Origin of the sequence: Streptomyces sp. NPDC004629 (assembly GCF_042873595.1) — a bacterium.
Taxonomy (GTDB): domain Bacteria; phylum Actinomycetota; class Actinomycetes; order Streptomycetales; family Streptomycetaceae; genus Streptomyces.
On the sequence record NZ_JBIALO010000030.1, the window covers coordinates 1 to 23,211 of the forward strand.

Sequence of the window (23,211 nt, forward strand, 5' to 3'; positions counted from 1 at the left end):
GGCCAGCAACTCCTCCCGACCGGCACCCACCACCACCAACCGATGACCGAACACCGCCCGCGAACTCACCAACGACCACCCCACATCCACCGCACCCACCAACGGACGCCCCTCCCAGTGCTCCAACAACCGGAACGCCTGAGCCCGCACCGCCTCACCCGACCTGCCCGAGAGCACCAACGGCACCACACGCTCGACATCGGCTGCTTCCTCCCCGGCCACGGTTTCGACAGCGGGGGTTTCGACAGCCGAGGTTTCGTCCGTGTCGGCTTCGACCGGAGCCTCAAGGATCACGTGCGCGTTGGTCCCGCTCACGCCGAACGCCGACACCCCGGCCCGGCGGGAGCGGCCGGTCTCCGGCCACGGCATCGCCTCGGTGAGCAGCCGCACGTTGCCTTGGGACCAGTCGACCTTCGTCGACGGTTCGGCCACGTGCAAGGTTCTCGGCAGCACCCCGTGCCGCAACGCCAGCACCATCTTGATCACACCACCGACACCGGCCGCCGCCTGCGCGTGCCCGATGTTCGACTTCAACGACCCCAGCCACAACGGCCGCCCCTCGGGCCGGTCCTGACCATAGGTCGCCAGCACCGCCTGCGCCTCGATCGGATCACCCAGCCGCGTCCCGGTGCCATGCGCCTCCACCACATCCACATCCGAAGCAGAAAGCCCCGCCGCAGCCAACGCCTGCCGGATCACCCGCTGCTGCGACGGACCGTTCGGCGCCGTCAAACCGTTCGACGCACCATCCTGATTCACCGCACTCGACCGGAAAACCGCCAGCACCTCATGACCGTGCCGACGAGCATCCGACAACCGCTCCAGCACCACCACACCGACACCCTCGGCCCACCCGGTCCCATCGGCATCATCCGAGAACGACCGGCACCGGCCGTCCGCAGCCAGACCACCCTGCATCGTGAACCGGACGAACATGTCGGCCGACGCCATCACGGACACACCGCCGGCGAGGGCGAGCGAGCACTCGCCCGACCGCAGCGCCTGCGCCGCCAGGTGCATCGACACCAACGACGACGAACACGCCGTATCCACACTCACCGCCGGGCCCTCGAAGCCGAACGTGTACGCCACGCGCCCCGACATCACGCTTCCGGCCGCGCCGGTGAGCAGATGGCCTTGCAGTTGCTCCTCGGCTCGCGCGACCAGTTCGGCGTAGCCGGTCTGGTAGACGCCCGTGAACACACCGGTCTGGCTGCCGGCCAGCGACGTCGGGTCGATGCCCGCGCGTTCCAAGGCCTCCCACGACACCTCCAGCAACAGCCGCTGCTGCGGGTCGGTGGCCAGCGCCTCACGCGGGGAGATCCGGAAGAACGCCGCGTCGAACTCGCCGGCCTCTGGAAGGAAGCCGCCCTCGCCGGTCGCGGACGTCCCGGTGCCCGGGCCGCCGCTGCCCAGCAGCGAGTCCAGATCCCAGCCGCGGTCGGCCGGGAACGGCGTGATCCCGTCGGTCCCCTCGGCGACCAGCCGCCACAGGTCCTCCGGGCCCAAGACGCCGCCCGGGAACCGGCATGCCATGCCCACCAGCACGATCGGATCGTCGGCGACGGACGTGAGGGCCGGCACCACGGCAGCCTCGGCCGGTTGCGCGCCGAACTCGGCTGCCAGGTATCTCGCCACGTGGCCGACGGTCGGGTAGTCGAACACCAGGCTGGCCGCCAGGGCGACGCCGGTCCTGGCCTGCAGCAGATTACGCAGTTCGACCGCGGTCAGCGAGTCGAAGCCCAGCTCGCGGAACGGCTGCGCGATGTCGAACCGCTCGCCCGGGGCATGCCCCAGCACCGTCGCGGCGGACTCGCGGACCAGGTCGGCCAGCGCCTCCAGCCGGTCCACATCGGACAGTCCGGCCAGCCGTCGGCCCAGGCCGTCCCCGCCTCCGTCGGTGTTGTCCGCGACACGCCGCGCCGCGGACCCGGCCAGGGAACGCCACAGTGGCGTGATGTCCCGCTGGGCCCGCAGCGTAGCCATGTCCAGCCGGGTCGGCGCCAGCAGCGGACGGTCCGCGCGCAACGCCCGGTCGAACAGCTCCATGCCCTGCTCCGCCGACATCGGCGGGGTGGCCGAGCGCGCGATCCGCCGCCGGTCGGTGCCGGACAGGGAGCCCACCATGCCGACCTCCGTCGACCACGGTCCCCAGGCCAGCGAAACCCCCGGCTGCCCGTGGTGGCGGCGCTGCTGCATCAGCGCGTCGAGGAACGTGTTGCCCGCGGCGTAGTTGGCCTGGCCACCGCCGCCCAGCAGGCCGCCGAGCGACGAGAAAGCCACGAAGAACGACAGGTCCCGGGTGAGCGAGTGCAGGTTCCAGGCCGCGTCCACCTTCGGGGCGAGCACCCGGTCCAGCTGCTCGCGCGACAGCGACGCGAGCACACCGTCGTCGACAACGCCCGCGACGTGCACGACCCCGGTCACGGGGTGCTCCGGCGGCACCTCGGCGAGCACCTCGGCGAGCGCCTGCCGGTCGGTCGCGTCACAGGCCGACGCCACCACCGTGGCGCCGAGCGCGCCGAGCTGGGCCAGCAGTTCCTCAGCACCCGGGGCGGCCGCACCGCGCCGGCTGACCAGCAGGAGGTTCCGCGCGCCGTACTCGGTCACCAGGTGCCGCGCCGCCAGCGCGCCCAGCCCACCGGTGCCGCCGGTGACGACGACCGTGCCCTCGGGATCCAGCACCGGCGCCGGTTCGTCACCCGCGCCGGCCCGGGTCAGGCGCGCCGCGAGGAGCCGGCCGCCGCGCAGCGCCAGTTGTGGCTCACCCGCGGCCAGTACTTCACCGAGCACCGTCGCGTCGAGCCGGTCGGTGCGGGAGTCGGTGTCGAACAGTACGAACCGGCCCGGGTTCTCCGTCTGCGCCGACCGGACCAGGCCCCAGACAGCCGCCGCGGCCAGATCCGTGACCGGGTCACCGGGTGCGGTGGCGACCGCGCCCCGGGTCCACACGATCAGCGGCGAGCCCGCGGGATCCGCCGGCCACTGCTGCAGTTGCCGGAGAACCCCGGCGGTCAGCTCATGCGTGCTTTCCACCACCGACTCCGAGTCCCCGGACGCCCGCAGCACCACCGTGCCCGCCTCGGCAGCGGGCACGGGGTCCACGGACCCGACGACGGTCCAGCGACCCACCGGGGTGGCACTGCCAGGAGTCGGTACCCAGCTGATCTCAAGCAACGAACGGTCCCCGGTGTCCAGCACGGTGCCGACCGCGTCGAGCGGTCGCAGCGTCACGGAACCGATCGACAGCACGGGTGAGCCGGTCCAATCAGCGACCGCGAGCGACACCTCGTCCGGCCCTTGCGGAGTCAGTGCGACCCGGAGCCGGGCCGCACCGGAAGCGAGCAGATCCACGTCGCGGAACCCGGACCCCACCCCTTCCCTGCCCGCGAGCGTCCTTGCCTGCAGTGCCGCGTCCAGCAGCGCGGGGTGGAGCCCGAACGACTCCGCCGCACCACGGCCGGACTCGGGCAGCTCGACCTCCGCGAGGATCCGGTCGCCGTGGCGCCACGCCTTCGTCAGCCCCTGGAACATCGGGCCGTATTCGGCGGACTGCTCGTAGAACCGGGTCACGTCGATTTCCTCGGCTTCCGGCGCGGGCCAGGCGTGGCGCAGCGGGCCGAACGGGTCCGGACCGGCCGCGCGGACGGCCGTGCCCAGCCGACCGGTGACGTGGCGGGTCCACTCCTGCGCGCCGTCCACCCGCGCGTACAGGGCGAAGCTCCGCCGCGCGTCCTCGTCGGCCGCACCGACCAGGACCTGAACCTGTACGACTCCCGTGGCCGGCAGCACCAGCGGCGTCTCCAGCGCCAGCTCCTCGACCCGGTCGCAGCCCACGCTGTCGCCGGCGCGGATGGCCAGCTCGACACTGGCGGTGCCCGGGAAGACCGCGGTGCCGCCCACGGTGTGGGCGGCCAGCCACGGGTGCGTGCGCAGCGAAAGCCGGCTGGTGAACACGATCCCGTCGTCCGTGGGCGAAGGCACCACGGCGCCGAGCAACGGGTGCTCCGCCGGGCTCAGCCCGGCCCCGGTCACGTCGGCGACGCCGGCGACCGTGTCGGGCCAGAAGCGCCGGTGCTGGAACGCGTAGGTCGGCAGCGCCACCCGCACCGCGCCCCGGCCCGCGAACACCGCGGTCCAGTCCACCGCCACACCGTCCACGAACAGCCGCGCCACCGCGGACAGCACCGCCGACGCGTCGTCCTGCTCGCGGCGCAACACCGGCGCCACGACCGTGCCCGGCGCACAACTGTGGTACGCCGCACCGGAAAGCACACCGTCAGGCCCCAGTTCCACCAGCGCGGTCACGCCCTGGTCGGCGAGCAGGCGCACACCGTCGGCGAATCGCACCGTGCTGCGGACCTGGTCCGTCCAGTACCGCGGGGAGCACAGCTCTTCCGCGGACGCGATCTCACCGGTCAGGTTCGACACGATCGGGATCCGCGGCTGCCGGAACGCGACCGTCTCCAGAACCACGGCGAACTCCGCCAGCATCGGCTCCATCGCCGACGAGTGGAAAGCGTGCGACACCCGCAGCCGCGTCACCTCGACGCCGCGAGCGGACGCCACCTCGGCCACCCGGTCCACGTCGTCCCGCGGCCCCGAGACCACCACCGAGTCCGCCGTGTTCACGGCAGCGACCGACACGGTCTCCGGCAGGATCTCGCCGATTTCGGCCTCGGGCAGCGAAATCGCGGCCATCGCGCCGCCCGAAGGGAGCGCCTGCATCAGCCGGGCCCGCGCGGCCACCACCCGACACGCGTCACCCAGCGACCACACCCCGGCGACGTAAGCCGCCGTAATCTCACCGATCGAATGCCCCAGCAGATAGTCCGGGGTCATCCCGAACGCCCGCAGCACCTCGAACAACGCCACCTCGACCGCGAACAAGGCCGGCTGCGCCCACCCCGTCTCGTGGATCAACTCGGCGTCGTCGCCCCACATCACCTCACGCAACGGCCGGCTCAGCAACGGATCCAACTCCGCGAGAACCCCGTCCAGCGCGGCGGCGAACACCGGCGACTCCCCATAGAGCCCACGCGCCATCCCGACCCGCTGCGCGCCCTGCCCCGTGAACAACACCCCGAGCCGCGCGTCTGTCCCCGCGGCGTCCGAGACGGTCCCGGCGCCGGGCTCACCGGCCGCGAGCGCACGCAACCCGGTGACGAGCTCGTCCCGATCCGTTCCCGGCACCACGGCGCGGTGGTCGAACACCGCGCGGGAACCGGACAGCGACCACCCGATGTCGGCCGGTCGCAGCGACGGGTCCGCCTCCACGAAGTCCAGCAGCCGCGCGGCCTGCGCCCGCAGGGCCTCCTCCGTCCGGCCCGACAGCACCCACGGCACCGCGGCCGTGAGCACAGCGGGAGTTTCCGGGGCACCACGACGCTCGTCGTCGGCTGCCGCCTCAAGGATCACGTGGGCGTTCGTCCCGCTGACGCCGAACGAGGACACCCCGGCCCGGCGCGGGCGACCGTTCTCCGGCCACGGCATCGCCTCGGTCAGCAGCCGTACGTCGCCCTGCGTCCAGTCGATCTGCGTCGAGGGCTCGTCCGCGTGCAGGGTCTTGGGCAGAATCCCGTGGTGCAACGCGAGCACCATCTTGATCACACCGCCCACGCCCGCTGCGGCCTGGGTGTGCCCGATGTTCGACTTCAACGAGCCCAGCCACAGCGGCTGCCCGTCCACGCGGTCCCGGCCGTAGGTTGCCAGTACCGCCTGCGCCTCGATCGGATCACCCAGCTTCGTCCCGGTGCCGTGCGCCTCGACCACGTCCACGTCCGAAGCGGACAGACCGGCCGCGGCGAGGGCCTGCCGGATCACCCGCTGCTGAGACGGACCGTTCGGCGCCGTCAGACCGTTCGACGCACCGTCCTGATTCACGGCACTCGACCGCAGCACCGCCAGCACCTCATGACCGTTGCGGCGCGCGTCCGACATCCGCTCCAGCACCACCACACCGACACCCTCGGACCACCCGGTACCGTCGGCCGAGTCGGAGAAGGACCGGCACCGGCCGTCCTGCGACAGTCCGCCCTGCGCGGTGAACCAGACGAACGCGTCGGCGGTGGCCATCACCGTGACACCGCCGGCCAGCGCCAGCGAACACTCACCTGTCCGCAGGGCTTGCGCGGCCAGGTGCATCGCGACGAGCGACGACGAGCACGCGGTGTCCACACTCACCGCGGGGCCTTCCAGCCCCAGCGTGTAGGCCACCCGGCCGGAGATCACACTGGCCGCCCCACCCGTGATCTGGTGGCCCTGCAGGTGCTCACCACCGCGGGCGACCAGGTTGGCGTAGTTCGAGGAGTAGACGCCCGCGAACACCCCGGTCGAGCTGCCCGCCAGCGAGGTCGGATCGATTCCCGCCTGTTCCAGCGCCTCCCAGGACACTTCGAGCAGCAGCCGCTGCTGCGGATCGGTCGCCAGCGCCTCCCGCGGCGAGATCCGGAAGAACGCCGCATCGAACTCACCGGCCCCGTCGAGGAAACCACCGCGGCCGGTGGCCGAGGTCCCGGAGCCGGGCCCGTCGGTGCCCCGCAGTGTCTCCAGGTCCCAGCCGCGATCGTCGGGGAACGCGGTGATGCCGTCGATCCCGTCGGCCACGAGCCGCCAGAGACCATCCGGATCGGACACTCCGCCGGGGTACCGGCAGGCCATGCCTACCAGCACGACCGGATCATCGGCCACCGAGGCCGCCGCCACAGGCCGCGGCACGGCCCCGGCCGCCGGGGCCGGGGCCGCGTCCCCGAACTCCTCGGCCAGGTGCGCGGCGAGGCGGGTGACGGTCGGGTAGTCGAACACCAGGGTCGCCGGCAGCGTGGCGCCGACGCCTGCCTGCAACGTGTTGCGCAGGTCGACCGCCGTCACGGAGTCGAAACCCAGCTCGCGGAACGGCTGGTCCGTGCCGATCCGCTCACCCGACGGGTAGCCGAGCACCGTCGCGGCCGACTCGCGCACCAGCTCCACCAGCAGACGATCACGCTCCACGGCGGACAGTCCGGCGAGCCGCCGTGACAGTCCTTCCCTGCCACCGCGCGAGTTGTCGGCCGCACGCCGGACCGTGGTGCCCGCGAGCGAGCGCCACACCGCGGGCACCTCGGCCTGGGCCCGCAGCGCCGGCAGGTTCAGCCGGGTCAGCACGAGCGCCGGGTCCTGCGAGCCCAGTGCCCGGTCGAACAGGTCCATGCTCTGCTCCGTCGACAACCCGCGCTCGGAAGCCCAGGAACCCCAGGCCAGCGACAGACCGGGCAGCCCGTCTTGGCGGCGCTGCCGCGCCAGCCAGTCGGCGAACGCGGTCCCGGTGACTGCGTCGAGCGACGAGAACAGCACGAAGAACGCGAGATCGAGGTGCCGGGTCAGCTCGTGCAGATGCCAGGCGCCCTCGATCCGCGGCGCCAGCACCCTGTCGAACTCCTCCCGGGACAGCGTCTGCACCGCGCAGTCGTCGTCCACGTCCGCGGCGTGCACGACACCGGTCATCGGATGCTCCGGCGGCACGGACGCGAGCACGTCGGCCAGGGCCGCCCGATCGGTCACGTCGCACGCCACGACCGACACGGTGGCGCCACGCTCCGCCAGGTCCGCGACAACTGCCTCGGCCTCGGGCGTGGCAGGGCCGCGCCGGCCGACCAGCAGCAGGTGCCGGACACCGTACCCGGTGACGAGGTGCCGGGCGAGAGCACCACCGCGGCGGCCGGTGCCGCCCGTGATCACGACCGTCCCGTCGGGATCCAGCGCCGGCGGGGCTCCGGCGGCACCGCTGACCCGGGTCAGCCGGGCGGCGTGGAACTGCCCGGCGCGCAGGGCGAGGTACGGCTCGCCCGTGGCCAGCGCCAGGCCCAGTCCGGCGGCGTCCAGCTCGGTGTCGGCGTCGAGCAGGACGATCCGGCCCGGGTACTCGGCCTGCGCCGAGCGCACCAGACCGTGCACCGCGGCGGCGGCCGGATCGGTCACCGGTTCGTCCTGGCCGGTGCTCACAGCCCCGGTCGTCACCACGACCAACGGAACATCCGCCGAGCGCTCATCGGCCAGCCAGTCCTGTAGCCGGCCCAGCAACCGGCCCGCGACCTGGTGCGCGGAGTCGGCCACCGTGCCCGGGTCTGCGGACACCGGCAGCACTACCGCGGCAGGCGTCGGCTCGCCGTCGAGTGCCGAGAGCAGCGGATCATCAGGCCCGGCCAGGCGCCACTGGTCCACCGGGATCGCGGCGGTCGCGGGCACGGCGTTCCACCGCAGTTCGAGCAGCGCGCCGTCGCCGGTGCCCGCGCTCAGACCGCCGGCCGTCAGCGGCCGCATGATCAGGGAGCCGATCGACAGCACGGGAAGTCCGGTCGAGTCCGCGATCGCGAGGGCGGCCTCGTCCGGGCCGACACGGGTGAGCGCGACCCGCACCCGGGACGCGCCGGACGCTTGGAGCACCACGTCGGTGAAGCTGAACTGAAGTCCGTCCAGCCCGGCGAACGCCGAGGTCTGCAGCGCGGCGTCCAGCAACGCGGGGTGGATGGCGAACGAGTCCGCCAGGCCACGGCCGGCCTCGGGCAGCTCGATCTCGGCGAGAATCCGCTCGCCGGATCGCCACGCCCGGGTCAGCCCCTGGAACACCGGGCCATAGCCGAACCCGTCGTCACCGAGCCGCTCGTAGAAGCCCGCGGTGTCGAGCGGTATCGCCTCGCGCGGCGGCCAGGCCTGGGTGACCGGGTCGAACGCCGTCCCGGCGAGGACCTGACCGCCGGCGCCCAACTGGCCGGTGGCGTGCCGGATCCACTCCTCCTGCCCGTCGGGACGCGCGTACACGGCCACGTTCCGCCGCCGTGTCCCGGGATCGGCGTCGCCGACCACGACCTGCATCTGCACGCCGCCCTGCGCGGGCAGCACCAGCGGCGCCTCCAGGACCAGTTCCTCAAGCCGGTCGCAGCCCACGCTGTCGGCGGCGCGGACAGCCAGCTCGACGTACGCGGTCCCGGGCAGCACCGCGACGCCGCGCACTGTGTAGTCGGCGAGCCAGGGATGGGTGCGCAGGGACAGGCGGCTGGTGAACAGCACGCCGTCCGTCTGCGGCAGCGGCACCATCGCACCCAGCAACGGATGCTGCGCGGAGCTCAGACCGGCCGCGGTCACGTCGGCGGGCCCGGTGGCCGGTTCGGGCCAGAAGCGTTCGTGCTGGAACGCATACGTCGGCAACGCGACGCGCCTGGCGTCGCGACCGGCGAACACCGTCGCCCAGTCCACGCGGACGCCGTGCGCGTAGGCCTGCGCGAGCGCCAGCACCGTCCGGGGGAAACCACCTTCACCGCGGCGCAGGGTGCCCATCACGACGGCGCTTTCGCGACCGTCCACAATGTCCTGGACGGCGGGCACCAGCACCGTGTGCGGGCTGACTTCGAGCACCGTGCCCGGCCCCGTGTCCAGGGCGGCCGTGAGCGCGTCCTCGAACCGCACCGTGCTCCGCAGATTGCGGTACCAGTACCGCGCGTCCCACAACGCGGTGTCCGCCTGCTCGCCCGTCACGGACGAAAAGACCGGGATCGCCGCGGGCCGCGGCGTGATCGGCGCCAGGTCGGTCAGCAGCCGCTCCTCGATCCGCTCCACCAGCCGCGAATGCGACGCGTAGTCCACCGCGATCCCGCGCGCCTGGATCTCCCGCTCACGGCAGTCGGCCAGCAGCCGCTCCAGAGCGCCGGTTTCGCCCGCGACGACGGTCGACGCCGGCCCGTTGATCGCGGCCAGTGACACGTCCGGGTGCTCCGCGAGCAGATCGCGCACCTGTCCGGCCGGCATCGGCAGCGCGACCATCCCGCCACCGGTGAGCTGTTCGGCGATCGCGCGGCTGCGCAACGCCACCACCCGCGCCCCATCCGCCAACGACAGACCACCGGCCACACACCCCGCCGCGATCTCACCCTGCGAATGCCCCACCACCGCAGCCGGCTCCACACCGAACGACCGCCACACCGCAGCCAACGACACCATCACCGCCCACAACACCGGCTGCACCACATCCACCCGCCCCAACGCCACCTCATCACCCAACACCTCCTCCAACGACCAATCCACAAACGGCTCCAACGCCTCACCACAAGCACGCATCGACCGCGCAAACACCGGCGACTCGGCCAGCAACTCCCGCCCCATCCCCACCCACTGCGCACCCTGACCCGGAAACACGAACACCACGCCACCGCCGGAGCGGGCGACGCCACGGACCACGCCCGGCGCAGGCCGGCCGGCAGCCGCCGCACGCAGACCGGCCAGCAACTCCTCCCGGCCGGCGCCCACCACCACCAGCCGGTGGTCGAACACCTCTCGCGAGCCGAGCAACGACCAGGCCACGTCGACAGGACGCAGCGACGGATCGGCGCCGACGTGCTCCAGCAACCGGGACGCCTGCTCCCGGGCGGCCTCGGCCGACTTCCCGGACAGCACCCACGGCACGACACCGTCCCCAGTGGACAACTGTCGCGCCGGGACGCCGGGCTCTTCGGGCGGGGCTTCGAGAATCACGTGCGCATTGGTGCCACTGACCCCGAACGCGGACACGCCGGCCCGGCGCGGGCGGCCGGTCTCCGGCCACGCGACAGCATCGGTCAGCAACCGAACGTCGCCTCGCGCCCAGTCCACCTGGGCCGACGGTTCGTCCACGTGCAAGGTTTTCGGCAGCACCCCGTGCCGCAACGCCATCACCATCTTGATCACACCACCGACACCGGCCGCCGCCTGCGCGTGCCCGATGTTCGACTTCAACGACCCCAGCCACAACGGCCGGCCCTCGGGCCGGTCCTGACCATAGGTCGCCAGCACCGCCTCCGCCTCGATCGGATCACCCAGCCGCGTCCCGGTGCCATGCGCCTCCACCACATCCACATCCGAAGCGGAAAGCCCCGCCGCAGCCAACGCCTGCCGGATCACACGCTGCTGCGACGGACCGTTCGGCGCCGTCAAACCGTTCGACGCACCATCCTGATTCACCGCACTCGACCGCAGCACCGCCAGCACCTCATGACCGTGCCGACGAGCATCCGACAACCGCTCCAGCACCACCACACCGACACCCTCGGCCCACCCGGTCCCATCGGCCGCGTCCGCGAACGACTTGCAGCGGCCGTCCGCCGCCAGCGCACCCTGTGCGGTGAAGCCGACGAACGCTTCGGGCGTGGGCATCACCATGACCCCGCCCGCCAGCGCCAGCGAGCACTCTCCCGCCCGCAACGCCTGTGCGGCCAGGTGCATCGCCACCAACGACGACGAACACGCCGTGTCCACACTCACCGCCGGACCTTCCAGCCCCAGGGTGTAGGCCACCCGGCCGGAGATCACACTGCCCGCGCCACCGACGATCAGATGCCCCTGCGACTGCTCACCGGAGTGGGACGCCAGCTCGGTGTAGCCGGTCTGGTACGCGCCGACGAACACACCAGTGGGGCTGCCCGCCAGCGACGAGGGCGTGATCCCGGCCTGCTCCAGCGCTTCCCAAGAGGTTTCGAGCAGCAACCGCTGCTGCGGATCGGTCGCCAGCGCCTCACGCGGCGACATCCGGAAGAACGCCGCGTCGAAGTCGCCGACGCCGTCGAGGAAACCGCCTTCGCCGGCCGCCACGAGGGCGTTCGTCCCCAGCAACTCGTCCAGGTTCCAGCCACGATCGGCCGGGAACGGGGTGATGCCGTCGGTCTCGTCGATGACCAGCCGCCACAGGTCGTCCGGCCCCGACACCCCGCCCGGGAACCGGCACGCCATGCCGACCAGGACGACGGGGTCGTCGGTGAGCGAAACGAGCGCGGGCACCGTGGCCGCCTCCGCCGCGCGGGCCTCGTCGAACTCACCGGCCAGGTGTGCCGCGAGCCGGCTCACGGTCGGGTAGTCGAACACCAGGCCGGCGGGAAGACTCATCCCCGTACCGGCTTGCAGCAGGTTGCGCAGCTCGACCGCCATCAGCGAGTCGAAGCCCAGGTCCTTGAACGGCTGGTCCTCGTCGAGCCGCGTGCCGGCCGCGTGCCCCAGCACGACCGCCGCCGATTCGCCGACCAGGTCGAGCAACGCGGCCCGGCGTTGTTCCTCGGACAGGCCGACCAGCCGCGCCGCCGGCCTCTCGGAACTCGCGTCGTCCCGCTGCGAGCCGCCCAGGGCTTCGGCGACCTCGGCCAGATCCGACAGCAGGGCGCTCGGCCGGACCGTGGTGAACACCGGAGCGAACCGGCTCCAGTCGAGGTCGGCGACGACGACTGTCGCGTCGTCCTCGTGCAGCGCCCGTTGCAGCGCGGCGATCGCCAGCTCGGGCCGCATCGGCACGACACCCAGCAGGTCCAGGTCGTCCCGCTCGGCCGCGGCCAGGCCCAGCACCATGCCGGTCTCGCCCCACGAGCCCCAGGCGACCGATGTCGCCGTCCGGCTCCGCGCGCGGCGGTGCTGCGCGAGCGCGTCGAGGTAGGCGTTGCCCGCCGCGTACGCGGCCTGGCCGCCGCTGCCCCACGCCGCCGCCCCGGAGGAGAACAGCACGAACGCGTCGAGGTCCTGATCACCTGTGAGCTCGTCGAGATGACGTGCCCCGTCGGCCTTCACCCGCAGCTGACGCTCGAACCGTTCCGGGGTCGTCGCCGCGAGCGCCACATCGTCGTCCATGACCCCGGCGGCGTGCACCACTGTCCGCAAGGGCCATGCGTCCGGCAGGTCCGCGAGCACCGCGGTCAGCGCGGCACGGTCGGCCACATCGCAGGCCACCACGCTCACCCGCGCGCCCGCGGCCTCAAGTTCCCGCCGGATCTCGTCGGCGCCCTCGGCCGCCGGTCCACGCCGGCTCAGCAGCACGAGGTGTTCGGCGCCCCGCTCGACCAGCCACCGGGCGACCCGCGCGCCCAGGCCACCGGTGCCACCGGTGACCAGCGCCGTCCCGGACGTCGTCCACGACGGCAGACCGGCGGTCTTCGCCGGGGCGTGCACCAGCCGGCGGCCGTACCAGCCGGAGGAGCGAACCGCGATCTGGTCCTCGCCCGCGGTGTCCGACACGGCGGCGGCGAACCGGCGCGCGGTTCGAAGGTCCAGCGTTCCGGGCAGGTCCACCAGACCGCCCCACAGCTCGGGCTCCTCCAGCGCGGCGACCCGGCCGAGCCCCCAGAACGCGCCCTGCCCCGGAGCGGTCACGGGGTCATGGGGCCCGATCGACACGGCGCCCCGCGTCACCACCCACAGGCGGGCGGACAGACCAGTGTCGCGCAACGCCCCCAGCAGCAGGGTGGCCCACACCAGCCCGGTCGCCGTGTCCGGCTCGGGCGGCGCCGGTGACAGCACCCCGGCCACCGGGACGCCCGACCCGGCGGCGTCGCTCAGCTTCCCGGCGAGCGCCGCGCGATCGGGTCCACTGTGTTCGAGCACCCGCGTCCCGGCGCCGAGGGCGTCGACGATCTCCCGGGTCCCGGCGTCGTCACCGGCTCCAGCCGGTACCACGACCAGCCAGCGGCCGGGCGTCGCCGCCGTGGGAGCCAGCGGTTTCCAGCTCTCGCGGTATCGCCATCCGTCCGTTGTGGACTCTTCGCGGCGACGCGTGCGCCACGACGCCAGTGCCGGCAGCACCGAAGCGGCCTCGGCGCTGTCGAGGCCGAGCGCGTCCGCCAGCGTCTCGACGTCCTGCTGCTCCACCGATGTCCAGAGCTGCTCGTCGGCCGGGTCGCCGGACGCCCGGTACGCGACCGGAGACGGCTCCGGCCAGAACCGCTGCCGCTGGAAGGCGTAGGTCGGCAGCGGAACACGGGTGGCGCCACGGCCGGCGAACACCCCGGCCCAGTCCACGGACACACCCTGTGCGTACACCTGCCCGAGCGCCGAGAGCACGGTGCGCACATCGTCGTGCCCGCGCCGCAACATCGGCGCCACCACCGTTCCCGGAGCACAACTGTGCTGCGCCGGCCCCGACAGCACCGCGTCCGGGCCGAGCTCCACCAACGCCGTCACACCCTGCCCGGCCAGCGAGCGCACCCCGTCGGCGAACCGGACCGTGCCGCGCACCTGCCGGACCCAGTACTCCGGCGAGCACAGGTCCTCGGCGGCGGGTTCGCCGGTCAGGTTCGACACCACCGGGATCCGCGGCGGCCGGAACTCCACCGACTCCAGGACGTCGGCGAACTCCGCCAGCATCGGATCCATCAAGGACGAGTGGAACGCGTGCGACACCCGCAACCGCGTCACCTTGGCGCCGCGCCCGGCCGCGGCGTCCGTTACCCGCTCGACGGCATCCCGCGGACCGGAAAGCACCACCGAGTCCGCGGTGTTCACCGCCGCGATCGAGACCCCGTCGGGGAGCAGGTCCGCGACCTCGGCCTCGGAAAGCCCGACCGCGGCCATGGCCCCGCCCGCCGGCAACGCCTGCATCAGACGGGCCCGCGCCGCCACCACCCGGCAGGCGTCGGCCAGCGACCACACACCCGACACATACGCGGCGGTGATCTCCCCGATCGAATGCCCCAGCAGGTAGTCCGGAGTCACCCCGAATGCGCGCACCACCTCGAACAGGGCTGCTTCCACGGTGAACAAGGCCGGCTGCGCCCAGCCCGTCTCGTCGACCAGCTCCGGGTCCTCGCCCCACATGACCTCACGCAACGGTCGGTCCAACAGCGGATCCAGCTCTGCCAGAATCATGTCCACGGTGGACGCGAACACCGCGGACCGGTCGTAGAGGTCCCGTGCCATCCCGATCCGCTGCGCGCCCTGACCCGGGAACAGCACGCCCACCCGGGGATCGGGCCGGACCGTGTCCCGCACCACTCCCGGGGCCGGGCCACCGGCCGCGACCGCTCGCAGCCCGGCCACCAGCTCGTCCCGGTCCGCGCCTGCCAGCACGACGCGGTGGTCGAACGCCGACCGCGAATGGGCCAGCGACCAGCCGACATCCACCGCGTTCCGCGACGGGTCCGCTTCCACGAACTCCAGCAACCGGGCCGCCTGCGCCCGCAGCGCGTCCGCGGACTTCCCGGACAGCACCCACGGCACGCCGTCGGCCAGGACACTCGCGGCACCGGTCGCTGCAGGTTCGGCCGGGGAGCCGGCGGGGGCTTCGATGATGGCGTGCGCGTTCGTGCCGCTGATCCCGAACGAGGACACGCCGAACCGGCGCGGATGCCCGTTCTCCGGCCAGGGCATCGCCTCGGTCAGCAGCCGCACGTCGCCCTGGGACCAGTCGATCCGCGCCGAGGGCTCGTCGACGTGCAGGGTCCTGGGCAGCACGCCGTGCCGCATGGCCATGACCATCTTGATCACACCGCCCACACCGGCCGCGGCCTGTGTGTGCCCGATGTTCGACTTCAGCGACCCCAGCCACAACGGCCGGTCCCCGGGGCGATCCTGACCGTAGGTGGCCAGGATCGCCTCGGCCTCGATGGGGTCGCCGAGCCGGGTGCCGGTGCCGTGGGCCTCCACCACGTCGATGTCCGAAGCGGACATTCCCGCGGCGGCCAACGCCTGCCGGATCACCCGCTGCTGCGAGGGACCGTTCGGCGCCGTCAACCCGTTGGAGGCGCCGTCCTGGTTCACCGCGCTCGACCGCAGGACCGCCAGGACTTCGTGACCATGGCGACGGGCGTCCGACAACCGCTCCAGCACCACGAGCCCGACGCCCTCGGACCAGCCGGTGCCGTCGGCGGCGTCGGCGAACGGCTTGCAGCGGCCGTCGGCGGCCAGCCCGCCCTGCGCCGTGAACTCCACGAATCCCTCGGAGCCGGCCATCACGGTGACCCCGCCCGCCAGCGCCAGCGAGCACTCCCCCGCCCGCAACGCCTGCGCCGCCAGGTGCATCGCCACCAACGACGACGAACACGCGGTGTCCACGCTCACCGCCGGACCCTCCAGGCCCAGCGCGTAGGACACCCGGCCGGACAGCACACTGGCCAGGCTGCCCGTGAGCAGATGCCCCTGCAGGCGCTGGGCCGAACGGGAGAGCAGATCGCCGTAGCCGGACTGGTAGACGCCGGTGAAGACGCCGGTCCGACTGCCCGCCAGCGCGGCGGGGTCGATCCCCGCGTGTTCCAGCGCCTCCCAGGAAACTTCGAGCAGCAACCGCTGCTGCGGATCGGTCGCCAGCGCCTCCCGCGGCGACATGCCGAAGAACGCCGCGTCGAAGTCGCCGACCGCGTCGAGGAATCCGCCCTGCTCGGTGGCGGAGAGGCCAGGCCCGTCGGTGCCCCGCAGCGCGTCGAGGTCCCAGCCGCGGTCGGCGGGGAACGGCGTGATGGCGTCGGCTTCTTCCATGACCAGCTGCCACAGACCGGCCGGATCGGACACCCCGCCCGGGTAGCGGCAGGCCATCCCCACCAGGACGACGGGGTCGTCGGCCACGGGTGCCGGTACCACCGCCGGCCGCACCTCCGGCTCCGCGGCGGGGGCCTGCCCGAGCCTGCCGGACAGGTACTCCGCCAGCCGGGCCACGGTCGGGTAGTCGAACACGACACCGGTCGGCAGTGCGAGCCCCGTCCTCGCCCGCAGCAGGTTGCGCAGCTCGACCGAGGTCAGCGAGTCGAACCCGAGCCGCTTGAACGGCTGCGTGGTGCTGATCTCCGTGCCCGCGTCGTGTCGCAGCACGGCCGCCGCGGCCTCGCGCACCATGTCGACGAGCACCCGTCGGCACTCCGCACCGGACAGTCCCGCCAGCCGCGTGTTGTCCGTGGTGTTCTCGGCCGCGCGGCGCCGGGTGCCGCCGGCCAGGGACCGCCACACGGCCGGCACGTCCGCCTGACCGCGCAAGGCCCCCATGTTCAGCCGGGTCAGTCCCAGCACCGGCGCACCGGCGCGCAGCGACCGGTCGAACAGCGCGAGGCCTTGTGCCACCGGCAGCTCCGGCATGGCCGACTGCGCGATGCGTCGCAGGTCGGTGTCGGAGAGACTGCCGACAAGGCCGACCTCGGTCGTCCACGGACCCCAGGCCATCGACAGAGCCGGGAGTCCCGCGTCGTGGCGTTGCTGCATGAGCGCGTCCAGGAAGACGTTGGCCGCGGCGTAGTTGCCCTGCCCGCCGTTGCCGGTGAGGCCCGCGACGGACGAGAAGACCGCGAACAAGGACAGGTCGTGGTCGCGGGTCAGTTCGTGCAGATACCAGGCTGCGTCGGCCTTCGGGGCGAGCACCCGGTCGAGCTGCCGGCGCGACAGCGACCCGATCACCCCGTCGTCGAGCACCGCCGCGGTGTGCACGACACCCGTCACCGGGTGCTCCACGGGCACGGACGCCAGCGCGTCGGCCAGTGCTCGCCGGTCGGTCACGTCGCACGCCGAGACGTTCGTCTCGACGCCGAGCCGCGCCAGATCCGCCACCAGTTCGGTGGCGCCGGGTGCGTCCGGGCCGCGCCGGCTGAGCAGCAGCAGGTGCCGGACGCCGTGCTCGGTCGCCAGGTGCCGGGCGAAGAGACCACCCAGGCCACCCGTGCCGCCCGTGATCACGACCGTGCCGGCGCCGTCCAGGACCGGCCCCGCTTGGTCGGCCGGGCTCACTCGGGTCAGGCGAGCGGCGTGCAACCGACCGGCGCGCAATGCCAGTTGCGGTTCGTCCGCGGCCAGGATCCGGCCCAGCACGGCGGTGTCCGGTTCGGCGTCGGTGTCGACGAGGACGAACCGGCCAGGGTTCTCGGTCTGCGCCGATCGCATCAGGCCCCACACCGCCGCCGCCGCCGGATCGGTGACCGTGTCCCCCGGCCGGACGGCGATGGCGCCCGTGGTCGCCACGACCAGCGGCGTGGCGGCGAACCGCTCGTCGCTCAACCAGTGCTGCACCTGCTCCAGCACCCACCCTGTGACGTCGTGGACGGACTCCACGACCGCGTCCGGGTCACCGGTCACCGGCAGCACCACCACCGGCGGCGGCGGGCCCGCCGCCACGGCGTCCGCGATCGAACCGGGACGTTCGACCACCAGCCGGTCCGCCACCGCGACGGCGGTGCCGGTGATGCCCGGCCAGTCCAGCTTCACCAGTGCGCCGTCGCCGAGACCGGCGCTCACGCTCTGCGCGGTCGGCGGGCGCACGGTCAGCGACCCGATCGACATCACCGGAAGGCCGGCGGTGTCCGCGGCAGCCAGCGAAACCTCGTCCGGCCCGGTGCGGGTCAGTGCCACCCGCAGCCTCGACGCTCCCGAGGCCCGCAACACCACGTCCGTGAAGCCGGCCGGCAGCCCGTCCACTCCGGCAAGGCTTCCCGTCCGCACCACGGAATCGAGCAGCGCGGGGTGGATCCCGAACGACTCCGCGCCGGTGTCCGCGGGAAGCCCGACCTCGGCCAGGATCCGGTCGCCGTGGCGCCAGGCCCGGGTCAGGCCCTGGAACAGGGGGCCGTACGCGAACCCGGCCGCGTCCAGCCTGTCGAACAAGCCCGAGATATCCACCTCGGTCGCGCCGGGCACCGGCCAGGCCCCGGTCACGACGTCGAAGTCCGCGTCCGCGGAAACACCGGTACCGAGCACGCCGGTGGCATGCCGGGTCCACACCTCTTGTCCGTCAGGGCACGCGTACACCGCCACGCTCCGGCGGGAATCCGCGTCGGCGTCCGAGACCACCACCTGGACTCGTACGCCTCCTTCGGCGGGCACCACCAGCGAAGTGTCCAGGGTCAGCTCGTCCAACCGGTCACAGCCCACGCTGTCACCCGCCCGGACGGCCAGCTCCACATAGCCGGTGCCGGGGAACAGCACGGTGTCCCGCACGGTGTGTTCGGCCAGCCACGGGTGCGTCCGCAGCGAAAGCCGGCTCGTGAACAGCACGCCGTCCGTGTGCGGCAACGGCACCCTCGCACCGAGCAACGGGTGCTCGGCCGGGCTCAGGCCCGCGGCGGTGACATCGGTGGGCACCTCGGCGGTGTCGAACCAGAAACGCTTGCGCTGGAAGGCATACGTCGGCAGCGGCACGCGCTTCGTGCCGGCGCCGGCGAACACGGCGGCCCAGTCGGCGTCCACCCCCGCGGCCACCACCTCGGCGAGCGCGGCGACGAACCGGCCCCTGCCGCCGTCGTCGCGGCGCAACGTGCCGGCCACCACGATGCCCGGGTCCTGGTGCGCCTCCGCCACCTCGCCGATCGCGGTGGTCAGCACCGGGTGTGTCGAGACCTCGACGAAAACCCGGTGGCCCGACGCGATCAGCGCCTCCGTCGCGTCCTCAAAGCGAACCACGTCGCGCAGGTTGCGATACCAGTAGTCGGCGTCCACACGAGCGTGGTCGGCCCACTGCCCGTCCACAGTGGACATCCACGGCACCTCGCCCGGTCGCGCGGTGATGTCGGCCAGCTCCGCGCGCAGCCGTTCCTCGATGGCGTCGACGTGCCCGGAGTGCCCGGCGAAGTCCACCCCGGGCAGCCGCCAGCGATGGACCCGCGCTTTCGACAGCACCAGGCCGAACTCGCCCAGCGCCTCGGCGTCACCCGAGACCGACACCGAGGCCGGCCCGTTGACCGCCGCGATCCACAGCCGGCCCGCCCACGGCCGCAGGGCTTCGGTGACCCAGTCCACGCTCATGAGCACGGACAGCATCGCGCCGCGCCCGGCCAGCTCCTCGGTGATCATCCGGCTGCGCCGCGCGACGATCCGCGCCGCGTCTTCAAGGGTGAGGTACCCGCCGACAACCGCGGCCGCGAGCTCGCCCTGGGAATGCCCGACCACTGCGGAAGGCTCGACGCCCAAGGACCGCCACAGGGCCGCGAGCGACACCATCACGGCCCACGACACCGGCTGGAGCACGTCCACCCGCTCGAACCCGGGAGCGCCCTCGGTGCCACCGACCACCTCGGCCAGATCCCAGTCGACGTAAGGGGCCAGCGCGTCGGCGCACTCCCCAAGCCGCGCGGCGAACACCGGGGACGAGGCCATCAGGTCACGGCCCATCCCGGCCCACTGCGCGCCCTGGCCCGGGAAGACGAACACGGTCTTCACACGGCCGGGCCGCGCGATGCCCCGCGCCACGCCCGGCGCGGACTTGCCGGCCACCGCGTTCCTCAGGCCCGCCAACAACTCGTCCCGGCCCGAGCCCGACACCACGGCCCGGTGCTCGAACAGCGACCGGCAGCTGACCAGCGACCAGCCCACGTCGGCGGTGCGCAGGGCCGGGTCCGCCTCGACGAACTCCAGCAACCGGGCGGCCTGCGCCCGGACCGCCGCATCTGACTTCCCGGACAGCACCCACGGCACCGCAACGGAATCGGACGGCGCCTCGGGCGCCGCGTCCGGCACCGTTTTTTCGGGAGCCTCCAGGATCACGTGGGCGTTGGTGCCGCTGATGCCGAAGGAGGAGACCGCGGCCCGGTGCGGGCGGTCGTCGTCCGGCCAGGGGGTGGGGTCGGTGAGCAGCCGGACGGCCCCGGCCGACCAGTCGACGTGCGGGGTGGGCTCGTCGACGTGCAGGGTCTTCGGCAGCAGTCCGTGCCGCATCGCCTGGACCATCTTGATGATCCCGGCGACCCCGGCCGCGGCCTGCGTGTGCCCGAGGTTGGACTTCACCGAGCCCAGCCACAGCGGACGCTCCCGGTCCTGTCCGTAGGTCGCCAGGATCGTCTGGGCCTCGATCGGGTCCCCGAGGCTGGTGCCGGTGCCGTGGGCCTCCACCACGTCCACATCGGACGGTGCCAGGCCGGCGTCCGCCAGTGCCTGCCGGATCACCCGCTGCTGCGACGGACCGTTCGGCGCCGTCAGGCCGTTGGACGCCCCGTCCTGGTTGACCGCCGAACCCCGCACCACCGCCAGCACCTGATGCCCGTTGCGCCGAGCGTCCGACAACCGTTCCACCAGCAGCAGGCCCACGCCCTCGGCCAGACCGAAGCCGTCGGCGGCGGCCGAGAACGCCTTGCACCGGCCGTCGCCGGCCAGCCCGCCCTGCCGGGAGAACTCCACGAACATGCCGAGGTTCGGCATCACCGTGGCACCGCCGGCCACGGCCAGGTCGCACTGGCCCGCCCGCAGCGCCTGCACCGCCAGGTGCAGGGCTACCAGCGAGGAAGAGCAGGCGGTGTCGACGGTGACCGCCGGGCCCTCCAGGCCGAGGCTGTACGCGATGCGGCCGGAGTGCACGCTGCCGGTGGTGCCGGTGAACACATACCCACCGAAGCCGGTGTCGTCGCCCGTGCCGGGCCCGTACTCCAGCGTCATCGCGCCGATGAACACACCGGTTCGGCTGCCGCGCAACGTAGTCGGGTCGATGCCCGCGTGTTCGAACGTCTCCCACGACGTTTCCAGCAGCAGCCGCTGCTGGGGGTCCATCACGGTGGCCTCGCGGGGCGAGATGCCGAAGAAGTCGGCGTCGAACAGGTCCGCGTCGTGCACGAACCCGGCCTCGCGCTGGTAGTGGTGGCCCGTCCGGTCCATCTCGGGCGCGTACGTCCCGGTGACGTCCCAACCCCGGTTGGCGGGGAACGGCGTCAGCGCGTCGGCGCCGCTCGCGACGAGCTCCCACAGGCGGTCGGGGCCGTGGGCGCCTCCCGGATACCGGCACCCCATCCCCACGATCACGACCGGGTCCTCGGTGGCGGGCGTGAGCCGGTCCGGTTCGTGACCGGCGCCGGGGTCAGGGCCGAAGAGCCGCTCGGCGAGGGCGGCGGCGAGCGCGGCGGGCGTCGGGTGGTCGAAGGTGACCGTGACCGGCAGCGTCAGCCCGCCGGCCGCCGACACACGGTTGCGCACCTCGACCGCGGTCACCGAATCGAACCCCAGGTCGCGGAATGGCCGGTCCGGATCGACCGCGTCCGCCCCGCCCTCGCCCAGGGCGAGGGCGACCTCGCGGCACACCAGCTCCGTCAGCACCGCCTGTCGGCGGGTCCGCTCCAGGCCGGCCAGCTCCCCATGCAGCGAAGGGGCCGAAAGCGAAGGGTCCGAAGAGGACTGTCCGGTGCCGGCCTCGGCCACGGGCAGGTCGGCCGGCGGCACCGGGGCGTGGCCGACGTACAGCGCATCACCGCCGGGCTCGGCGCCGCCCACGTATGCCTCGCCCAGTGACAGCAGGAACCTGCGGAGGTCTCCCTGGTCGCGGCGCAGCGAACCGCACACCGCCGCCGGAACCGGTCCGGATTCCACGGTCTCCTGCATCGCCGCGGTCAGCACCGGGTGCGGGCTGACTTCCACAAGCACCCGGCAGCCGTCGGCGAGCAGGGCCCTGGTGGCTTCCTCGAACCGCACCGGGTGGCGGAGGTTCCCGCACCAGTATGCGGCGTCCAGGGCCACCGCGTCCCCGGGCAGCCGGGCCCCGAGGTGCGCCGAGTAGAACGGGAGCCGCGGCGGCCGGGGCCGGATCGGCTCTAGATCCCTCCGCATCGACGGCAGGATCTGCTCGATCTGCGGCGAATGCGCGGCCAGCCGCGCCGCCACCCGGCGGGCCGGGATCCCCTCGGCGGCCAGGGCCGCCACGAGCTCTGCGGCCGCTGCGGTGTCCCCGGACGCCAGCACCGCGGCCGGCCCGTTGATCGCGGCCACCACCAGCGCATCCGGCCATGCCGCCAGCCGCTCGCGCACCAGTTGTTCGGGCGCGCGCACCGACACCATCTCGCCCCGGCCCTCGATCGTCGCCTGGGCCCGGCTCCACAGTGCCGCCACCCGCGCGCCGTCGTCCAGCGACAGCGCGCCGGCGACAACGGCCGCGGCCACCTCACCCAGGCTGTGCCCGGCCACCGCCGCGGGCTCGATCCCGTGGGAGAGCCACACTTCGGCGAGCGCCACCATCATCGCGAACAGAGCGGGCTGCACCACGTCGACGCGGTCAGGCGAGGCCGGATCGCGCAGCACGTCCAGCAGGGACCAGTCCACGAAGGGCTCCAGTGCCTGCGCGCAGTCGTCGAGCCGGGCCCGGAACACCGTGGACTCGGCCAGCAGGTCCCTCGCCATCCCCGGCCACTGCCCGCCCTGGCCGGGGAACACGAACGCGACCGGCCCGCCGAGAGCGGTGCCCTCGACCAGCCCGGGCGCTCCGTGGCCGGCCGCCAGCGCCCGCAAGCCGTCGGCGAAGCCGGCTCGATCGGCGGCGACGACGGCCGCGCGGTGCGGCCCGGTGGCGGCCATCGCACGCAAGGCCGCGCCGACATCGGCCGGCCGGACGTCCGCCCGTGCGTCCAGGTACTCGGCCAGCCGCCCGGCGTGGGCGCGCACCGACTCGGGGTGACCTCCGGGCAGCAGCAACGGCAGCCAGTCCTGGCCGGAGCCGGCCGGCCGCTCAGTGCGCGCGGAACGCATCGGACACCTCCACCCGGGGAACATCCGCCGACGAGTCACGAAAATCGA

1 protein-coding gene is annotated in these 23,211 nt (G+C 73.2%); it reads right to left on the reverse strand.

The window, feature by feature from the left end; genetic code table 11:
* The coding region (locus ACFYTE_RS33615; protein ID WP_388718830.1) for a type I polyketide synthase at window positions 1-23,163 on the reverse strand (23,163 nt) is incomplete at its 3' end.
* Window positions 23,164-23,211 lie beyond the last annotated feature (48 nt).